Source organism: Pseudomonas sp. B3(2017), from assembly GCF_002113595.1.
Lineage (GTDB): Bacteria > Pseudomonadota > Gammaproteobacteria > Pseudomonadales > Pseudomonadaceae > Aquipseudomonas > Aquipseudomonas ekonensis.
On sequence record NZ_NEIU01000009.1, the window covers coordinates 165990 to 181938 of the forward strand.

Sequence of the window (15949 nt, forward strand, 5' to 3'; positions counted from 1 at the left end):
GGCGCTTCGATTGCGACGCTCATGAAACGGAGAATTCCATGCTCAAACGTACCCTGGCACTGACCGCTGGCCTGGCCCTGACCTTTTCCTCGCTGCTGGCGAACGCCGCCGAGGTGCTGCGAGTCAGCGCGATCCCCGATGAAGCCCCCACCGAACTGCTGCGCAAGTTCGAGCCGCTGGGCAAGTACCTGGAACAGCAATTGGGCATGAAAGTGAAGTTCGTCCCCGTGGCGGACTACCCGGCGGTGGTCGAGGCACTGGCCACCGACCGCCTCGACATGGCCTGGCTCGGCGGTTTCACCTTCGTCCAGGCCCGCCTGAAGACCGACGCCACCACCCCGGTGATCCCGCTGGTGCAGCGCGAGCAGGATGCGCAGTTCACCAGCAAGTTCATCACCGCCGACCCCAACGTCAAGAGCCTGACCGACCTCAAGGGCAAGACCTTCGCCTTCGGTTCGGTGTCGTCCACCTCCGGCAGCCTGATGCCGCGCTATTTCATGCTCAAGGACGGCATCAAGCCTGAAACCTACTTCAGTCGCGTCGGCTACTCCGGCGCCCATGACGCCACCGTCGCCTGGGTGCAGGCCGGCAAGGTCGATGCCGGCGTGCTGAACGCCAGCGTCTGGCAGAAGCTGGTGGACGCCGGCAAGGTCGACACCGCCAAAGTGAAGGTCTTCGCCACCACCCCGGCCTACTTCGACTACAACTGGACCGTGCGCGGCACCCTCGACCCGGCCCTGGCGGCGAAGATCAAGAAGGCCTTCCTCGCCCTCGACCCGGCCAACCCCGAGCAGAAGAAGATCCTCGACCTGCAGGCCGCCAGCCGTTTCATCGAGACCAGCCCGGACAACTACAAAGGCATCGAGGAAGCCGCCCGCGCCGCCGAACTGCTGAAATGACCCTGCGCCTGACCCAGGGACGCCTGCACCACGACAACGGCGTCCACGCCCTGCAAGGCGTGGACCTGAACATCGGCGCCGGCGAGCAGGTGGCGATCATCGGCCCGTCCGGGGCCGGCAAGTCGAGCCTGCTCAACGTGCTGGCCACCGCCGTGCAGCCCAGCGGCGGCGAACTCGACGTGCTCGGCCAGCGCGCCTGGCAGCTGTCCGCCGGTCAGCGCCAGCGCCTGCGCGCCCGCATCGGCCTGGTGCACCAGGCGCCGCCCCTGCCGCCCCGGCAACGGGTGGTGACGGCGGTGCTGGCCGGCAAGCTCGGCCAGTGGAGCCTGTTACGCAGCCTGGTCAGCCTGCTGCATCCGCTGGACGTGGCCGGCGCCCGGGCGGCGCTGGCGAAACTGGATCTGAGCGACAAACTGTTCAGCCAGTGCCAGCAACTGTCCGGCGGCCAACTGCAACGGGTCGGCATCGCCCGGGTGCTGTACCAGGCGCCGGAAGTGCTGCTGGCCGACGAGCCGGTGTCGGCGATGGATCCGGTGCTGGCCGGGCATACCCTGTCGGTGCTCTCGCGCCATGCCCGCGAGCACCGGGTCACGCTGGTGGCGAGCCTGCACGCGGTGGAGCTGGCGCTGGCGCACTTCCCGCGGATCATCGGCCTGCGCGAAGGCCGGATCCTGTTCGACTGCCCCGCCGCCGAGGTGGACCGCGAGCGGCTCGACGCGCTCTACGCCAATGAACAGCTGCAATCCCCGCCGACGGTCGTGCCGCCCCTGACCGTGCAGATCCCCCGATGCTGAGCGCCGATTCCCGCGACCCCGCCGCCTGGCCGCGCCTGCTGCTGACGCTGCTGGCCGTCGCCCTGCTGTGGCCGGGCGTGCAGCTCAGCGAACTGGATCCCGGTGTGCTGCTGCGCGCCGACAGCCAAAGCGAGATGGGCCGTTTCGTGGCCGGCTTCTGGCCGCCGGCCCACGACGACGCGTTCATGCAACTGCTGCTCAAGGCCACCCTGCAGACCCTGGCCATCGCCACCGCCGGCATGACGCTCGCGCTGCTGTTGGCGGCGCCCGCCAGCCTGCTGGCCAGCCGCGCCCTGTCGCTGTCCGCCGCTTCGCGCGGCGGGCGCCCCGGGCGTTGCGGGCGCCTGTTGCGCTGGCCGGTGCGCGGCCTGCTGATCTTCCTGCGCAGCGTGCCGGAGATCGTCTGGGCCCTGCTGTTCGTCCGGGCCGTCGGGCTCGGGCCGGCGGCGGGCGTACTGGCCATCGCGATCACCTACGCCGGGATGCTCGGCAAGGTCTACGCGGAAATCTTCGAGTCCACCGACCAGCGCCCGGCCCACGCCCTCATGCAGGCCGGCAGCGGTCGCCTGGGCGCGTTCGCCTACGGCATCCTGCCCAACGTGGCGTCGGAGCTGCTGTCGTACACGGTCTACCGCTGGGAATGCGCGATCCGCGCCTCGGTGGTGATGGGCTTCGTCGGCGCCGGCGGGCTCGGCCAGCAGATCGACCTGTCGATCCGCATGTTCGCCGGCGGCGAAGTCGCCAGCATGCTGCTGACCTTCCTGCTGCTGGTGCTGGGCGCCGACCAGCTGAGCCGCCTGCTGCGCGGGAGGCTGGCATGAGGCGCCTGGTCAACGCATTGCTGATCCTTGCCATCGGCTGGGCGGTGGTCGCCTCGTTCGCCTATCTGGAACTGGACCTGGCGGAACTGGGCAGCGCCGCCAGCCTGAAGCAGATGGGCGCCTATGTGCAGCGTTTCCTCAGCCCCGACCTGAGCGCCGGTTACCTGTCCGCGATTTTCCACGGCGCGCTGGAGACCCTGGCCATGTCGGCCCTGGGCACCCTGCTCGCCACCGGCCTGGGGCTGGTGCTGGCGCTGCCCGCCGCCGGACGTTTCGGCTGGCCGGGGCAAAGCGCCGCGCGCCTGCTGCTCAATGCCCTGCGGGCGATTCCCGAGCTGGTCTGGGCGGCGCTGATGGTGCTGGCCGCCGGCCTCGGCCCCAACGCCGGCACCCTCGCCCTCGCCCTGCACACCACCGGCGTGCTCGGCCGGCTGTTCGCCGAAGCGCTGGAGAACACCCCGCCGGAACCGGCCGAAGCCCTGCGCCGGCAAGGCGCCAACCCGGTGCTCGCCTTCTGCTACGGCACCTTGCCGAACCTGGCGCCGCAGCTGATCGCCTACTGCCTGTACCGCTGGGAAAACAACATCCGCATGGCCAGCGTGCTGGGCTTCGTCGGCGCCGGCGGCCTGGGGCAGATGCTGTACGTGAGCCTCAGCCTGTTCCAGGAAGTCCAGGCCAGCACGGTGATCCTGGCGATGCTGGCGCTGGTGTTCGCCGTGGACTCGCTGAGCGCCTGGAGCCGCCAGCGCTGGGTCAAGGCGTAGCGCCCGGGCCACGCCTTCCCGTGATGGCGAGTGGATATCTGCGCGAAGCTGATTATGCTCAAGGAAACCTCGCCGCGACGCGAGGCTTTCCACCTGTCCACGCAGCATGCAAGCGCTTATCCGATTCAAGCCCCAGGGCCCGGGTACGAAAACGTTGAAGAGGTGCTCCGGCCTGACAACAAAAAGCACGACGGAGAAGACCCATGGCGGCAATCGACGACAGCAGCACAACGCGGCAGGGCATCACCAAGGAGGAGCGCAAGGTCATCTTCGCCTCGTCCCTGGGCACGGTGTTCGAGTGGTACGACTTTTACCTCTACGGCTCATTGGCCGCGATCATCGCCAAGCACTTCTTCGCCGGCGTCAACGAGACCACCGCGTTCATCTTTGCCCTCCTCGCGTTCGCCGCCGGCTTCGCCGTGCGCCCCTTCGGCGCCATCGTGTTCGGCCGGTTGGGCGACATGATCGGCCGCAAGCACACGTTCCTGATCACCATCGTGATCATGGGCGTCTCCACGGCCGTGGTGGGCCTGCTGCCGGGCTACGCCTCCATCGGCGTGGCGGCGCCGGTCATCCTGATCAGCCTGCGCCTGCTGCAAGGCCTGGCGCTGGGCGGCGAGTACGGCGGCGCGGCCACCTACGTGGCCGAACATGCGCCGAAAGGCAAGCGCGGCTTCTTCACCTCGTGGATCCAGACCACCGCGACCCTGGGCCTGTTCCTCTCGCTGCTGGTGATCCTCGCCTGCCGCACCGCCTTGGGCACCGAAGCCTTCGAGGCGTGGGGCTGGCGGATCCCGTTCCTGCTGTCGATCCTGCTGCTGATCATCTCGGTGTACATCCGCCTGCAACTGAGCGAGTCGCCGGTGTTCCAGAAGATGAAGGCCGAAGGCAAGGCGTCGAAGGCGCCGCTGACCGAATCCTTCGCCCGCTGGGAAAACCTCAAGGTGGTGATCATGTCCCTGCTCGGCGGCACCGCCGGGCAAGCGGTGGTCTGGTACACCGGGCAGTTCTACGCGCTGTTCTTCCTGTTGCAGACGCTCAAGATCGACCCGCAGACCGCCAACCTGCTGATCGCCGGTTCGCTGCTGATCGGCACGCCGTTCTTCGTGATCTTCGGCAGCCTGTCCGACCGCATCGGCCGCAAGGGCATCATCATGGCCGGCTGCATCCTGGCGGCGCTGACCTATTTCCCGATCTTCCACGCGCTGACCCAGTACGGTAACCCGGACGTCTTCGCCGCCCAGGCGAAGAACCCGGTGACGGTGGTCGCCGCCCCCGGCCAGTGCTCGTTCCAGTTCGACCCGGTGGGCAAGGCGCGCTTCACCAGCTCCTGCGACCTGGCCAAGACCGTGCTGGCCAAACGGGCGATTCCGTACAACAACGAGAAGGCCGAACCGGGCACCGTGGCCCAGGTGAAGATCGGCGACAAGGTCATCCAGAGCTTCGAAGGCGGCAACCTGCCCGCCGCCGACTTCAAGACCCAGAACGACGCCTTCACCGCCAGCCTCGGCGCCGCGCTCAAGGACGCCGGCTACCCGGAGAAAGCCGACCCGGCCAAGACCCACTACCCGATGGTGCTGCTCCTGCTGACGGTCCTGGTGATCTACGTGACCATGGTCTACGGCCCCATCGCCGCGTGGCTGGTGGAGCTGTTCCCGGCGCGGATCCGCTACACCTCGATGTCGCTGCCCTACCACATCGGCAACGGCTGGTTCGGCGGTTTCCTGCCGACGGTGGCGTTCGCCATGGTCGCGGCCACGGGCGACATCTACTACGGCCTGTGGTACCCGATCGTGATCGCGGTGATGACCGCCGTCCTCGGCATCTTCTTCATGCCGGAAACCAAGGACCGCGAGATCCATCACAGCTGAGCCCGACGCCTGCCCGCTCCCGCCGGGAACGGGCAGGCGCCGCGCCTAGCGCAGTAGCCAGCGGGCCATCAACCGGTGGCTGCGGGGCACCAGCCAATAGACCATGTTGAAGGAAATCAGCCCGGCGACGAGGGCCTTGAACAGCCACTCCGGCACCCGCAGATCCCCCATCTCCAAGACCGCCGCCAGCGCCCAGGGCATGGACACCGACAGCGGCCACACGATCAGCCACGACAGCAGCCATTGCTTCCAGCGCGCCGCCTCCACGCTCATGGCTGCTGCCGGCGCAGCACGGCGCGCCGGTAGATCCGGTCGCGCGCCACGATCATCGGATCGGCGCTGGCCGCAATGCCGTCCGTCAAGCGCCCGGGGCTGAAGTCCAGACGCTGCTGGGCCGCTTGCTGCTCGCCGGCGGGCAGCAGCGCATCGAGGGTGAAACGGCCCAGCTCGACCTCACGGCGGTTCCTGGGCCAGGGCAGCGAACCGTCGGCCACGGCATCCCCCGGCGCCGCCAATTGCGCGATCAGGCGCAGCGTCACCGGCCCCTTGGCCAGCCGCGCCGCCAGTTCCTCCTGCAAGTAGTCCGCCGGTCTTGCGGCGGCTTCGGCCTCGCTCAAGGTCGGTTCCGGCGCCAGCGGTTCGATGCGGTAACGAACGGCCTGCTCCTTGCCCTGACGGTCGCTGAACACCAGCGCGTTGACGCCGAAGTAGTCGATGCCTACGAAACTGGACGGTGCAGGCTTAGGCGCCTCCAGAAACTGCCGGGCCCTCGGGCGGCCCGCCAGAAAGGCTTGCAGCGGTGCCGGATCCGCCGGGGCGGCGACGTTGGCGGCGATGCCCTGCAAGAACCCCAGGAAGTCTTCGGGCGTGGCCACCGGGAAGCCGTCGAACGAGTGGGTCACGATGTCCGTGAACGTCCCGTCTGAAAGGCTGAAGCGCACCGCCAACCCGCGCGGGCTGGCCAGCGGATCGCCGTCCGCCGTCGCCGGCACGCCGCTGAAGTTGGAGAACCGCAGCACCACCGGCACCGCCTGGCCCTGCCAATGTTCAGCGCGGCTCAGGCCCGCCGCAGCCGCCGAGGCAACGAAAGTGCCGGTCACCAGCACACCTTTGGCGTGGGTCGCGCGAAAGCCGGGATGGTGGCCGAAGGTCGCCTGCAGCGCATCGAGCAAGGCGTCATAGAGTGTGTCCTCAGGCACGGAAGCGCTCCTTGTGGGGGACGGGGACAGGTCGGCGGCGAAGGTCGGGGACGCGGCCAGCGCCCCCGCCAGCAGCGCGACAACAACGGGTCGGGTCGCTCGCATCGGGCTCACGCCTCACGCCGGCCAGGGTTGAGGGCGATGTGCTTGTACTCGACGAAATCGTCCAGCGCCGCCACACCGTTCAGCCGCCCCTGCCCCGACTGCTTGAAGCCGCCCTCCTCGAACTCGTCGTAGACCACCGCCCAGTCGTTGACCCACACGGTGCCGGCCTCCAGTTCACGGGCCACCCGCAGGGAGCGGTCGCCATCCCGCGTCCAGACACTGGCCGCCAGGCCGAACTCGCTACGGTTGGCCAGTTCGACGGCCTCGGCCTCGCTGTCGAACACCTGCAAGGTCAGCACCGGGCCGAAGGTCTCCTGCCGGACGATGGCCAGGTCCGGGTCGCTGACCCGCAGCAGCGTCGGGCGATAGAACGCGCCCCGGGCCAGCGGTCCGTCGGTGACCGGGCCACCGCGCACGATCACCTGCGCCCCGGCGGCGATGGCTTCCTCCACCGCCCGGTCGACCCGCTGCACGTTGGCCTTGTCGATCAACGGCCCCATGTCGCTGGCCGGATCCGCCGACGGCCCGACCCGCACCGCACTCAGGCGTTCGGCCAGGCGCTCGGTCAGCGCCGTGGCGATGTCCCGCTGCACCAGCAGGCGCGAGCCGGTCATGCAGAACTGCCCGGCGAACACGGTCAGGGCCTTGACCAGCACCGGCACGACGGTCTCAAGGTCGGCATCGTCGAACACCAGCATCGGCGTCTTGCCGCCCAGTTCCAGGCCGAAGCGCTTGAGGTGCTGCGCCCCGGCGGCGGAGATGGCCCGGCCGGTACCGGTGCTGCCGGTGAAGCTGATCACCGGCACGTCGGGCGACTCCACCAGGTGGATCGAACCGGCCGCGCCCTGCTCGCTGAACAGGTTCACCGCGCCACGGGGCAACGACGGCGCTTCGCTGAGGATCTTCGCCACCAGCGCGTTGGTCTGCGCGGTCTGCCCCGGCATCTTGACCACGGCGGTGCAGCCGGCGGCCAGCGCCGGGGCAAGCGAGCGGATCATCAGCACCACCGGCGAGTTCCACGGCACGATGATCCCCGCCACGCCCACCGCCTGGCGCAGCACCAGCGAGATCCGCCCTGGCTTCGGCTCGGCGGCGCGGCCGTATTCGGTGCGGGCCAGGCCCGCGTAGTAGCGCAGCTTGGACGGCACCATGGCGACCTCGAAGCCGGCCTCGGGACGGATCTTGCCGTTCTCCAGCGCCAACGTGTCGATGAGCGCTTCGGCGTGGCGCTCGAAGGCGTCCGCCAGTTCCAGCAAGGCACGGGCGCGCCAGGCGCGGTCGTCCTTCCACGGGGTGTCACGGAACGTCCGGCGAGCCGCCGCGATGCCCAATTGCGCTTCGGCCAGGCCGCCTTCGGCATAGCGGCCGATACGTTCGCCGGTGGCCGGGTCGAAGGAGTCGTGGTGAACGCCGGAGTCCAGCCAAAGGCCGTCGATCCAGTTCAAGACCGGGGTGTTGTTCATGGGTAAAGTTCCTTGGGATAGCTTCTTGGGATAGCTTCTTGGGGTCAGGCGTAGAGGCCCGCGATGTGTTCAGCGGTGGCGATCACGGTCACGTTGGTGGCGACCGAAGGCACGTCAGGGAAGATCGACGCATCGACCACCCGCAGCCCTTGCGTGCCGATCACCCGCGCTTGCAGGTCGACCACGGCATGGGCGTCCCCCGGCCGTCCCATGGGCGCGGTGGAGGTCGGGTGGTGATAGGTGTCGAGGGTGGCGCGGGCGCTGGTCAGCAGGGCCTCGTCGGAATCGTTGCCCGGTCCCGGGTTCAGCTCGGCATGGATCATCCCGGCCAGCGGCGCGGTGGCGCCGATCCGCCGCGCCAGGCGGATGCCGTCCAGCAGGCGCCGGCGGTCGGCGGGCTCGGCGAGGAAGTTCAGATCGATGTCCGGCGCGGCGAACGGATCGCGGCTGGCCAGCTTCAGCCGGCCCCGCGACAGCGGCCGGGTCAGGGCCACCGCGAGCACGAAGCCGACCTGGGTCGGGCTCTGCTCATGGGGGAACAGGTGGGTGGCGGTGATGTGCAGATCCAACTCGCCGGGTGCGGCGCTGCGGCTGTGGGTCCACAGCTTGGCGCCGATGGCCGGCGACTGGCGGCCGATCAGGTCCGGTTTGGCGGCGTAGGCGTTGTAGTAGAACGGATGGTCCACCAGCCGCTGCCCCACCGGCAGCTCGGCCACCTGGGGGATCTGAAGGGCGCGCAGGTCGTCGCCGGGGCCGATGCCGGAACGCAGCAGGATCGCCGCGCTGCCGTAGGTGCCCGCCGACAGGATCACTTCACCCGCCGGCAGGCGCTCACCGTTGGCCAGTTGCACGCCGGTCGCCCGCGTCCCCTCGAACAGCACTTTGTCCACCAGGCTGTCGGAGCGGATCTGCAGGTTTTTGCGGGCCCGCACCTCGTCGGTGAGGTAAGCCATGCCGGTGTTGACCCGCACGCCGTCGACAATGTTCATCGGGTACGGGCCGACGCCGTTGGCCTGGGCGCCGTCGAAGTCGTCGACCATCCGGTAGCCGTTGGCGACCGTGGCGTAGATGAACGCCTTCTGCATCGGCGTGACGTCCGCGGTGGACAGTTGGCGCACCGGCAACGGCCCGTCATGGCCGTGGATCGCGCTGGCGCCGCCGCTGTGGCGCTCCAGTTTCTTGAACGCCGGCAGCAGCTCTTCAAAGCTCCAGCCCGGCAGGTTCCAGCGCCGGAAATCCTCGCGGCGGGCGCGGATCGCCACCGCGCCGTTGATCGCCGAGCTGCCGCCCAGCACCTTGCCGCGCAGGGCGCCGATGGGGTGCCCGACATAACCCGGCCGGGCCGTGTAGCCCCATTCGAACTCACGGTTACCGTTGGCGCCGACGATGTCGCTGCTGGCCACGGTCGCGGGATAACGGTCCGGCGCATAGCTGTGCCCCGCCTCCAGCAACAGCACCCGCCGCTGGCCGTTTTCGCTCAGGCGCCGGGCCAGCACCGCGCCGGCCGAACCGGCGCCGACGATGATCACATCGACCGGTGCGCGCGCATCGGCCTTGGGGTTGTCGGCGGACTCCAGCGCCTGGGCCAGGCCGCCCGCCGCCAGCGTGGCCGCCGCCACGACGCCACCGGCCAGCACGGTGCGGCGGGCAGGATTATCAAGGGTATCGTTCATTGCGTTTCTTCCCTGTCAGGCGTCGAAGCGCGCCTGTCGCCCGCCAGCTTAGGGAAGGCCCGACAGGCCCATAAGCCGCAGAAAAACGAATCGCGGTTTCGCTTTTTCCGAACGGTTCAGCGGCGGGCGGCGGCGTGGTCCGCCAGCATCCGTTCCCACGGCGGCGGGTTACCGAGCCGCTCGGCGAGGAAGTCGGCCAGGGCTAGCAGCTTGGGCGACGCCCGTTGGGACCTTCGGTACACCATCGAGATGTTGCCCCCGCGCGGCGCGTGGGGCGCCAGCACTTCCACCAGTTCGCCGGAGACGATGTCGGGCGCGGCGAGAAAGGTCGGCAGGATGGTCAGGCCCAGCCCCGCCCTGGCCGCCGCCATCAGTTGATGGCCGCTGTTGGTGCGCATCCGGCCGCGCACCCGGAACGACTCCAGCCCAGCGTTCACCGGCAGCGTCCACGTGCCGTGGGGCTCGCGGTTCACGTAGTGGATCGCGAAATGCCGGGCCAATTCCTGCGGGGTCTGCGGCGTGCCATGGGCGGCCAGGTACGCGGGGCTGGCGCAGATGATGTGGCGGTTGGCGGTGATGGTCTTGGCCACCAGCGAGGAGTCCGGCAGTTCGCCGATGCGGATCGCCGCGTCGTAGCGTTCTTCGTGCAGGTTGACCCGACGGTCGTCGACCTCGACGTCCAGCCGCAACTGCGGATAGCGCGCCGCGAAGTCCGCCAGCACCGGGGCCAGGTAGCGCACGCTGAAGGCCATCGGTGCCGCCAGCCGCAAGGTGCCGCTGACGCTGGCGCCGAACGCCTGCACCGCCTCTTCGGCCTCATCGACTTCGGCCAGGATCCGTTGGCAATAGCGGTAGAACACCTCGCCGGACTCGGTCAGCCGGGCCTGGCGCCCGCGTTCAAGCAGCGTGCTGCCCAGGCGCTTCTCCAACTGCGCCATGCGTTGGCTGACCATGGACTTGGCGGCCCCCAGTTGCCGGGCGGCTTCGGACATGCTGCCGGTGTCCGCCACGGTGACGAACGCTTGCATCTCGTTGAGTTTGTTCAAGGCCGGCCTCCAAAAGCCGCCCATCCTGCGGTTCGACCGGCACGCCCGCCAGAGGCGAAAAACGGTCCGCTGCGTCCCACACGGCGGACCTTTGCGCTTGTATAGTGGGCGTCCCTCGGCCAAGCGAATGTCCCCCGTGCTGGACCTCAATGACCTGCAGTATTTCGTAATGGTGGTGGACCACGGCGGCTTTGCCCCGACGGCGCGGGCCCTGGGCATTCCCAAGTCCAACCTGAGCCGGCGCATCGCGCTGCTGGAAGAACGCCTGGGCGTGCGCCTGATCACCCGCAACAGCCGCCACTTCACCGTGACGGAACTGGGCCAGACCTACTACGCCCGTTGCCGCGCCATGCTCAAGGAAGCCGAAGCCGCCGAGGCCGCCGTGGCCCTGACCCACGCCGAACCCGGCGGTGTGCTGCGCGTCACCTGCCCGACCACGCTGCTGGAAGAATGCGTCGGCGCCCTCATCACCCGTTTCATGGCCGAGCACCCGCGGGTGGAGGTGCACCTGGACGCCTGCGACCGTCAGGTGGACGTGGTCGCCGAGGGCGTCGACCTGGCCCTGCGGGTGCGCCCGCCGCCCCTTCAGGATTCGGACCTGGTCAGCCGGGTGCTGTCGCAGCGCCCGCAGTGCCTGGTGGCCAGCCCGGCGCTGCTCTCGCGCCTGGGCGAGCCTCAGGCGCCGCAGGACCTGGCGCGTTTCCCCAGCGTCCACCACGGCAGCCCGCAGCGCGACTACAGCTGGACGCTGTTCCACCAGGACGGCGCGGAGTTCACCCTTGCGCACCGCCCGCAACTGATCACCAAAGGCCTGCCGATGCTGCGCTGCGCGGCCATCGACAGCATCGGCTTGGCGCAGATGCCGATGTCGCTGGTGCACGACTTCATCGAACGCGGGCAACTGGCCGTGGTGCTGCCAGACTGGACGCCACGCACCGAAATGATCTACGCGGTGTTCGCGACCCGTCAGGGCATGCTGCCGTCGCTGCGCAAGCTGATCGATTTCCTGGTCGAGCAGTTCAGCCTGCTGGACGACCCGATGCGGGGGATGCGCGCCCTGCCGCCGGTGTGAGCGCAACGCAAAACGCCTGAATCGGGGCGGCGTTATTTCGATTGGTTCCACGGGGTCGGGCCGCCAGCGCCAGCGAGGCTTTTTTCTTGGGAATCAACCGGTTGAGTCACCTTCCCAGGCGCTGATGGCTCCGTCGGCCAGACAGCGTGACCCGCCGGTCACTACCGTTCGGCGCTTTTTCTGGCAGGCCCGCCGAATCGGATCTAGGGTTGCGTTGCCAGCGATATGCCAGCACGTCGGCCACCGTCCTCCGGACGCACGCCAGGAGCAGCACTGGAAAGGAAAACAGGGATGTCTCTTTTGCCTGCGCAAGCACGCGCAGGCTCGCGGACCGTTCGAGCGATCCCTGTGGTTCGTGGCTTTCTATCAAGGACAGAAAGATGACCGACGCACAGGCGCGTTTTACCCCCTTGTCGCTGCGACACCCCCTCGCGACCGCCCCGCAGGCCAGCCCCGACGGCTTCGGCTGACGCCGCCTGCCCCTGAGGCGACGGCCGTGCCCCGCACGCCCGCGCCCTGCCCTTTGATCGGATCCGGACGGACCGGCCCGCGCCGCCAGGAAAGCTCACTGAAGCCTTTCTTGTGCAGGCGTTCGGCCTGACCGCCAGGAAAGGCCCCCTGCACGACAGGGGACAGTGTGCACACCCATAAGGAAACCTTCGGCATGAGCGACTCGAAGTCTCACAACATTCCCCCTTACGGGGTCGCCATCCAGAGCGCGATCACGGACGGCAACCTGCAGGAAATGAAGAGTTTGTTGAAGCAGCGCGATTCAACGAAGCCTGAAGCCAAGGAGCTTACAACCGCGTACGAAAAACTGGCCCAGGAAGTGTCCCGTCTGGAAAGACCCTAAGGCCATCACCCGCATTGCAATGGAGGCAATCACCATGTCTGGTTCTGTTTCGCAACACAACGTCGGCCTGTTCCCGGTGTGCTACCGGATCGGCACGGGCCAGCCCGGCGCGCAAAGCCTGGCGCTCAACCTGCTGATCTCCACGCCGCAGCAGGAAGTCACCGGCACCGCCGCCGTCACCCAGGCGACCAACCCGCCGCTCGACGTGCACTCCGATGTCTGGGGCGAGTACACCTACCTGACCGTCATGAAGCCTGGGGTCAGCAAAATCCTCATCACCGCCCAGGGCAACCACGGCGGGCCGGGCTCAAACAGCATCGTCAATTTCAGGGTGCACCTGGTGGTCGGCACCGACTGGAAGGAAGGCGTCGCCAACTACCAATACCTCAACGGCACCCAGTGGGTTGAGGTCAACAACGTGCCGGCGCACCTGCAACCGGTGCCGTCCCATGTGCTGCCGCCGTTCGAGCCGGGCCCTGTGATCGAGCCGTACCGCCCGATCATGCCGCTGTACGCCGCGCCGATCCAAAGCGCCATCGCCGCCGGCGACCTGGCGCAGATGAAAAACCTCGCCAAGCTCGGCAAGCAGCAACTGGAGCAGTTGCCGCAACTGCGCATCGCGCTGGAATCCGCCAAGAAAGAACTCAGCCAACTGCTGAGCCGCTGATCGGCCACCGGAACCGTCATTCACTTTAGGGAGCAGCATCATGTCGATCGGACTTTTCCATACCCGCCTCATCGTCAGAAACGATTTGCTGGGCGCACCGGTCCTGACCCTGGACCTTGTCGTCAACACCGTCTCCAAGAAAGTCAGCGGCGTGGCCAGCGTCTTTCAGAGCACCTGGCCGCCGGTCAACTTCCACGCCCGGGTCTGGGGCAACTACAGTCAGCTCAAGCTGGCGCCTTCGGCCGAGCACCACATCATCCTCGACCTCGCCGGCAGCCCCAGCGGCCCGCTCAGCCAGATCGCCCAGACGTTCCACCTCAAGGGCCTGTTGGGCGACGACTGGGCCAGCGGCTTTGCCGATTACCGCTACGAGTACGAGGGCCAGTGGAATGTGGTGAGGCACGTTGCGGTGCATCAGGCGCCCAGCGTCGAGGTCAAGCCGGTACCGCATCCGCACATCCCGCTGTATGCCGTGGCCGTGCAGCATGCCCAGGCCGGCGGCGACGTGGCGCAACTCAAGACCGTGGTGCAGCAGGGTGAACAGCAAGTGGCCCACGAGGCCTCGCTGCGCAGTGCCCTGGAGCAACTGAACGCGGAGATCGCCCGACTGGAAGCGCGCTGACCGTCGCTCCCCGGCGGGGCCACGACGGCCCCGCCGGGTTCTGTCGCCCTCCCTCCGTGTCGCGCACGCGACCGTGCGCAAGGACCTGCCATGACAGACACCCTCCCTGCCCGCTACCTGAGCGAGTCCGACCTCAAACGCTACGTGCCGGTCCACGTGGTCTGGGAAATCACCCTGGCCTGCGACCTCAAGTGCCTGCATTGCGGCTCCCGCGCCGGCCACCGGCGCACCGGCGAGCTGAGCACCCGCGAATGCCTGGACGTGATCGACGCCCTGGCCGCCCTCGGCACCCGCGAGGTCACCCTGATCGGCGGCGAAGCCTACCTGCGCAAGGACTGGACGCAACTGATCCAGGCCATCCGCGACCACGGCATGTACTGCGCCATCCAGACCGGCGGCCGCAACCTGACGCCGGCCAAGATGCAGGCGGCGGTGGACGCCGGCCTCAACGGCGTCGGCGTGTCCCTCGACGGCCTCGCGCCGCTGCACGACGCGGTGCGCAACGTGCCCGGCTCGTTCGACAAGGCCGTGGACACCCTGCGCCGGGCGAAAGCGTCGGGGCTGGCGGTGAGCGTCAACACCCAGATCGGCGCCGCCACCCTGCCCGACCTGCCCGAGCTGATGGACACCATCATCAGCCTGGGCGCCACCCACTGGCAGATCCAGCTGACCGTGGCCATGGGCAACGCGGTCGATCATCCGGAGCTGCTGCTGCAGCCCTACCAACTGCTGGAAGTGATGCCGCTGCTCGCCCGCCTCTACCGCGAAGGCCTGGACCGCGGCCTTTTGATGAACGTCGGCAACAACATCGGCTACTACGGCCCTTACGAACATCTGTGGCGCGGCTTCGGCGACGAGCGCGTGCACTGGAGCGGCTGCGCCGCCGGCCAGACCGTGCTCGCGCTGGAGGCCGACGGCACGGTCAAGGGCTGCCCGTCCCTGGCGACGGTGGGCTTCTCCGGGGGTAACGTGCGCGACATGAGCCTGCACGACATCTGGCACTACAGCGAAGGCATCCACTTCGGCCGGCTGCGCTCGGTCGACGACCTGTGGGGCCATTGCCGCACCTGCTACTACAACGACGTCTGCCGGGGCGGCTGCACCTGGACGTCGCACTCGCTGCTGGGCAAGCCCGGCAACAACCCCTACTGCCATTACCGCACCCTGGAGCTGCAAAAGCGCGGGCTGCGCGAGCGCATCGTCAAACTGCAGGACGCCGCGCCGCAGTCGTTCGCCGTCGGGCGCTTCGACCTGATCACCGAACACATCGACACCGGCGAGCGGGTCAGCAGCGTCAGCGACAGCGGCCAAGTGGTCAAACTGGCCTGGCTCAACCAAGGGCAGAAATCCCCGGAGGAAGGCCGCATCCCCGAGCAACTGGCGCTGTGCAGGCACTGCCTGCAATACATCCACGCCCACGAGACCCTGTGCCCGCACTGCGACGCCGACGTGGCCGCCGCCGAAGCGCAGCACCAGGCCGACCGGGCCCGCCAGCAGGCCATCGTCAACACCTTGTCCGGGTTGCTGGGGATCGCGCCGGGGACGTTGAGCTGACGATCGCCCGACGCCGTCGCGGCAGGCATTGGGCCCGTCGCGACGGCGCCGCCGTTCACGGGGCTGTTTCCGGCGCATATTACCGGGGCGATTGTTCGGTGGCGTTTGCGGAGCCGTTCGATGAGATCACTTTCGTCCTGCCCACGGCGGGCAAGATCCTCTTCAGCCACCGCACCGAATCGGTGGGGGTCGCCCGCACCGGGCTGGCCCATCGACTACCTTCAGGCCCATCCCGGCGACCCGGTCAGCGGCACGGAATTGGCGCGACTGAGCAACGTCAGCCTGCGCGCCTTGCAGGACGGGTTCCGACGGTTCGCGGGGATGTCCATCGTCGCCTATCAGCGCCGGGTACGGCTTGAGCATGCGCACGACATCCTGGCCCGGAGCGGCGCGCCGTCGGTGACCGACGTGGCGCTGCGGTTGGGCTTCAGCAATATGGGCAGGTTTTGCCAGTACTTTCAGCAAGCCTATGGCGTGAGCCCGGCAGCGTTGCGCAAAGGCTTGCGCCTGTAGGAGACGGGCTGCTGGCAATAGCGGTGGGCCAGG

General features: G+C 68.4%; 16 protein-coding genes. 11 read left to right on the forward strand and 5 right to left on the reverse strand.

The annotated features are described in order from the left end of the window. Positions 1 to 38 precede the first annotated feature (38 nt). The 5 genes from CAG33_RS15445 to CAG33_RS15465 all read left to right on the forward strand — a co-directional run bounded on the left by CAG33_RS15445 (position 39) and on the right by CAG33_RS15465 (position 5149). On the forward strand, positions 39 to 899 hold the full coding sequence (locus tag CAG33_RS15445; protein ID WP_085585716.1) for a putative selenate ABC transporter substrate-binding protein: 861 nt from the start codon (positions 39 to 41) through the stop codon (positions 897 to 899). Further along, complete coding sequence (locus CAG33_RS15450) at positions 896 to 1693, forward strand: phosphonate ABC transporter ATP-binding protein (RefSeq protein ID WP_085632978.1); 798 nt, start codon at positions 896 to 898, stop codon at positions 1691 to 1693. The genes CAG33_RS15445 and CAG33_RS15450 overlap by 4 nt, the downstream gene beginning before the upstream one ends. Next, positions 1687 to 2514, forward strand: a complete 828-nt coding sequence (locus CAG33_RS15455; RefSeq protein ID WP_085585712.1) for an ABC transporter permease — start codon at positions 1687 to 1689, stop codon at positions 2512 to 2514. Before CAG33_RS15450 ends, CAG33_RS15455 begins: the two co-directional genes overlap by 7 nt. Further along, complete coding sequence (gene phnE, locus CAG33_RS15460) at positions 2511 to 3278, forward strand: phosphonate ABC transporter, permease protein PhnE (RefSeq protein WP_085639171.1); 768 nt, start codon at positions 2511 to 2513, stop codon at positions 3276 to 3278. The genes CAG33_RS15455 and phnE overlap by 4 nt, the downstream gene beginning before the upstream one ends. A gap of 203 nt (positions 3279 to 3481) precedes the next feature. Then, a complete protein-coding gene (locus tag CAG33_RS15465) occupies positions 3482 to 5149 on the forward strand; it encodes an MFS transporter (RefSeq protein WP_085639174.1) in 1668 nt (555 codons plus the stop codon). Positions 5150 to 5194: 45 nt separating this feature from the next. Here CAG33_RS15465 and CAG33_RS15470 read toward each other — a convergent pair whose 3' ends face one another. The 5 genes from CAG33_RS15470 to CAG33_RS15490 form a co-directional block, all read right to left on the reverse strand. Continuing rightward, complete coding sequence (locus tag CAG33_RS15470) at positions 5195 to 5422, reverse strand: hypothetical protein (RefSeq protein ID WP_085632970.1); 228 nt, start codon at positions 5420 to 5422, stop codon at positions 5195 to 5197. Next, positions 5419 to 6348, reverse strand: coding sequence for a catalase family peroxidase (locus CAG33_RS15475; RefSeq protein ID WP_256575736.1), 930 nt, complete (start codon positions 6346 to 6348; stop codon positions 5419 to 5421). Before CAG33_RS15475 ends, CAG33_RS15470 begins: the two co-directional genes overlap by 4 nt. Positions 6349 to 6458: 110 nt before the next feature. After that, complete coding sequence (locus tag CAG33_RS15480; protein WP_085585702.1) at positions 6459 to 7916, reverse strand: aldehyde dehydrogenase family protein; 1458 nt, start codon at positions 7914 to 7916, stop codon at positions 6459 to 6461. Positions 7917 to 7960: 44 nt separating this feature from the next. Next, entirely contained in the window at positions 7961 to 9589 is a 1629-nt protein-coding gene (locus tag CAG33_RS15485; RefSeq protein ID WP_085639180.1) for a GMC family oxidoreductase, read from the reverse strand. A 116-nt stretch (positions 9590 to 9705) separates the two neighbouring features. Beyond that, entirely contained in the window at positions 9706 to 10635 is a 930-nt protein-coding gene (locus CAG33_RS15490) for a LysR family transcriptional regulator (protein WP_085639183.1), read from the reverse strand. A 127-nt stretch (positions 10636 to 10762) separates the two neighbouring features. Between CAG33_RS15490 and CAG33_RS15495 the strand changes: the two genes are divergently transcribed. From CAG33_RS15495 to CAG33_RS15520, 6 genes are all read left to right on the forward strand, one after another. Then, positions 10763 to 11707 (forward strand): LysR substrate-binding domain-containing protein, encoded by a 945-nt coding sequence (locus tag CAG33_RS15495; protein WP_085639186.1) that lies wholly within the window; start codon positions 10763 to 10765, stop codon positions 11705 to 11707. A gap of 664 nt (positions 11708 to 12371) precedes the next feature. Beyond that, on the forward strand, positions 12372 to 12560 hold the full coding sequence (locus CAG33_RS15500) for a DUF1843 domain-containing protein (RefSeq protein ID WP_085639189.1): 189 nt from the start codon (positions 12372 to 12374) through the stop codon (positions 12558 to 12560). A 34-nt stretch (positions 12561 to 12594) separates the two neighbouring features. After that, complete coding sequence (locus tag CAG33_RS15505) at positions 12595 to 13227, forward strand: DUF1842 domain-containing protein (protein ID WP_085585692.1); 633 nt, start codon at positions 12595 to 12597, stop codon at positions 13225 to 13227. A gap of 40 nt (positions 13228 to 13267) precedes the next feature. Continuing rightward, positions 13268 to 13849, forward strand: a complete 582-nt coding sequence (locus CAG33_RS15510) for a DUF1842 domain-containing protein (RefSeq protein WP_085585690.1) — start codon at positions 13268 to 13270, stop codon at positions 13847 to 13849. 90 nt (positions 13850 to 13939) lie between these two features. Continuing rightward, complete coding sequence (locus CAG33_RS15515) at positions 13940 to 15403, forward strand: GDL motif peptide-associated radical SAM/SPASM maturase (protein WP_085639192.1); 1464 nt, start codon at positions 13940 to 13942, stop codon at positions 15401 to 15403. 120 nt (positions 15404 to 15523) lie between these two features. Further along, positions 15524 to 15916 (forward strand): helix-turn-helix domain-containing protein, encoded by a 393-nt coding sequence (locus CAG33_RS15520; RefSeq protein ID WP_371857685.1) that lies wholly within the window; start codon positions 15524 to 15526, stop codon positions 15914 to 15916. Positions 15917 to 15949: the final 33 nt, after the last annotated feature.

Bases quoted from the DNA above. Each gene is read 5' to 3' on its own strand.
- CAG33_RS15450 (WP_085632978.1), top strand. From the start codon at position 896: ATGACCCTGCGCCTGACCCAGGGACGCCTGCACCACGACAACGGCGTC.
- CAG33_RS15485 (WP_085639180.1), bottom strand. From the start codon at position 9,589: ATGAACGATACCCTTGATAATCCTGCCCGCCGCACCGTGCTGGCCGGT.
- phnE (WP_085639171.1), top strand. From the start codon at position 2,511: ATGAGGCGCCTGGTCAACGCATTGCTGATCCTTGCCATCGGCTGGGCG.
- CAG33_RS15480 (WP_085585702.1), bottom strand. From the start codon at position 7,916: ATGAACAACACCCCGGTCTTGAACTGGATCGACGGCCTTTGGCTGGAC.
- CAG33_RS15455 (WP_085585712.1), top strand. From the start codon at position 1,687: ATGCTGAGCGCCGATTCCCGCGACCCCGCCGCCTGGCCGCGCCTGCTG.
- CAG33_RS15510 (WP_085585690.1), top strand. From the start codon at position 13,268: ATGTCGATCGGACTTTTCCATACCCGCCTCATCGTCAGAAACGATTTG.
- CAG33_RS15515 (WP_085639192.1), top strand. From the start codon at position 13,940: ATGACAGACACCCTCCCTGCCCGCTACCTGAGCGAGTCCGACCTCAAA.
- CAG33_RS15495 (WP_085639186.1), top strand. From the start codon at position 10,763: ATGTCCCCCGTGCTGGACCTCAATGACCTGCAGTATTTCGTAATGGTG.
- CAG33_RS15465 (WP_085639174.1), top strand. From the start codon at position 3,482: ATGGCGGCAATCGACGACAGCAGCACAACGCGGCAGGGCATCACCAAG.
- CAG33_RS15445 (WP_085585716.1), top strand. From the start codon at position 39: ATGCTCAAACGTACCCTGGCACTGACCGCTGGCCTGGCCCTGACCTTT.
- CAG33_RS15520 (WP_371857685.1), top strand. From the start codon at position 15,524: ATGAGATCACTTTCGTCCTGCCCACGGCGGGCAAGATCCTCTTCAGCC.
- CAG33_RS15470 (WP_085632970.1), bottom strand. From the start codon at position 5,422: ATGAGCGTGGAGGCGGCGCGCTGGAAGCAATGGCTGCTGTCGTGGCTG.
- CAG33_RS15505 (WP_085585692.1), top strand. From the start codon at position 12,595: ATGTCTGGTTCTGTTTCGCAACACAACGTCGGCCTGTTCCCGGTGTGC.
- CAG33_RS15500 (WP_085639189.1), top strand. From the start codon at position 12,372: ATGAGCGACTCGAAGTCTCACAACATTCCCCCTTACGGGGTCGCCATC.